Origin of the sequence: Micromonospora sp. MP36 (assembly GCF_008119785.1) — a bacterium.
In the GTDB taxonomy this organism is placed as follows: Bacteria; Actinomycetota; Actinomycetes; order Mycobacteriales; family Micromonosporaceae; genus Micromonospora.
Genome location: NZ_VSFA01000237.1, coordinates 1 through 2,100, shown reverse-complemented (window position 1 = coordinate 2,100; position 2,100 = coordinate 1). Strand labels below are relative to the sequence as shown.

Genomic DNA, 2,100 nt, shown 5'->3' with positions numbered 1-2,100 from the left:
GCGGGGTGGGGCGGGGGGGCGGGCGGGGTGCCGGGACCCCCCCCCTCACGTTCGTGTGACTGCCACGGGTCCGCAACGCCCGCCACAATCGCTTCCGCTTGGTCAGCCGCGCTGTCGGGGAACGCACGCATCTCGGCTAGAAGAGGACATCACCCGAACGGAACCCACCGGAGCTGACCCCTTCGGGCTCGCCGAAGAGGACCTGAAAATATAGACCCGGGCGAGGTTGGGCCTCGACGGTCTTCGGGCTGATGAACAGGCGCGGGATGCGTCGGAGGCCCTGCGGTGCGTACAGTTCCGGGTCGGACTTGGGGTGGGCCGGGTAGGTCCGGCGCAGGGAACGGGACGAGACAGCGACGGCATGACGGCGGACAACATTACGGAAACCGGTCAATACGGCATTGACCCGACCCGGCTGGAGACCTGTCTCAGCGTCTTTGAGGCGTTGGAGGACCTGCCTCCCGATCACCCCGACGTGGTGCTGGTGCAGCGGGCCACCGCGAAGCTCTACAAGATGATCAAGCAGCGGCGACGCGAGGAACGGCGGGATGCCATCGCGGCGGCCGACCGCGCGGTGACGGCGGCCACCGCCACCGGCGCCCCGGGCCGGATCGACGACGAGACCCAGGGCAACCCGCTCGCCTCCCCCACCGTGGGTGCCACAGCCGGCTTCCTGCACAATCCGCGCGGCTGCTACGTCTGCAAGCAGCGCTACCGCGAGGTGGACGCCTTCTACCATCAGCTCTGCCCGCCCTGCGCCGCGGTCAACCGGGAGCGCCGGAACGCCCGCACCGACCTGACCGGCCGGCGGGCGCTACTCACCGGCGGCCGGGCGAAGATCGGCATGTACATCGCGCTGCGGCTGCTGCGCGACGGCGCGCACACCACGGTAACCACACGGTTTCCCCACGACGCGGTCCGCCGATTCGCCGCGATGCCCGACAGCGGGGACTGGCTCCACCGCCTGCGGATCGTCGGGATCGACCTGCGTGACCCTGCCCAGGTGATCGCCCTTGCTGACTCGGTCAGCGGCCAGGGACCACTCGACATCCTGATCAACAACGCGGCGCAGACCGTCCGCCGCACGCCCGGGGCGTACGCGCAGCTCGTCGCCGCGGAGGCGGCAGCCCTGCCGGACGGTCCGCTGCCGGAGATGATCACGTTCGCCAAACCGGCCGGCCGGGGCGACCCGGTGGCCAGCCTGATCGCCCCACCCACGCCCGCGATCACCCCGGACGCGCTCACCGCGCTGGCGCTGACCAGCGGCTCCGCCTCGCCGGAACGGATCGCGGCAGCCACCGCCATCGACGCCGGCGGTCTGGTGCCGGACCTCGACCCGGTAAACAGTTGGGTGCAGCGGGTGCACGAGGTGAACCCGGTCGAGCTGCTCGAAGTGCAGTTGTGCAATGTCACCGCGCCGTTCGTGCTGGTCAGCCGGCTGCGACCGGCGATGGCCGCAGCGGCCGCCCGCCGCAAGTACGTGGTGAACGTGTCGGCGATGGAGGGCCAGTTCGCCCGCGGCTACAAGGGGCCAGGGCACCCGCACACCAACATGGCCAAGGCCGCGTTGAACATGCTGACCCGGACCAGCGCCCAGGAGATGCTGGCCGACGGCATCCTCATGACCAGCGTCGACACCGGCTGGATCACCGACGAGCGGCCCCACCCGACGAAGATGCGGCTGGCGGACGCCGGCTTCCACGCCCCGCTGGACTTGGTCGATGGCGCGGCCCGGGTCTACGACCCGATCGTCCGCGGCGAACAGGGCGAAGACCTATACGGCTGCTTCCTCAAGGACTACGCACCCTGCGCCTGGTGATCAGCGCGCCCGCCCAGTGGTACGGGCGTAAGGTCATCCCCGTCGACCGGTGGCTGCCCACGTCCAAAACCTGCTCGGCGTGCGGATGGATCAACACCACCCTCGCCCTCAACGAGCGCTCCTGGACGTGCCCGGATTGCGGGGTCGAGCACGACCGGGACATCAACGCCGCGACAAACATCCTCGCCGCCGCGCTGGCGGAGAGGTAAAACGCCTGCGGAGCTGACGTAAGACCTCAAGGGAAATCCTCCCGGAAAGGCAATCGGCGATGAAACAGGAAA

Annotated in this window: 2 protein-coding genes; both read left to right on the top strand. The window is 69.8% G+C overall.

Features of this window, described 5'->3' with window-relative positions:
* The first annotated feature begins 361 nt into the window (after window positions 1-361).
* Complete coding sequence (locus FXF52_RS40900) at window positions 362-1,819, top strand: SDR family NAD(P)-dependent oxidoreductase (RefSeq protein WP_148804997.1); 1,458 nt, start codon at window positions 362-364, stop codon at window positions 1,817-1,819.
* On the top strand, window positions 1,816-2,028 hold the full coding sequence (locus FXF52_RS40895; RefSeq protein ID WP_187414028.1) for a zinc ribbon domain-containing protein: 213 nt from the start codon (window positions 1,816-1,818) through the stop codon (window positions 2,026-2,028). Before FXF52_RS40900 ends, FXF52_RS40895 begins: the two co-directional genes overlap by 4 nt.
* Window positions 2,029-2,100: the final 72 nt, after the last annotated feature.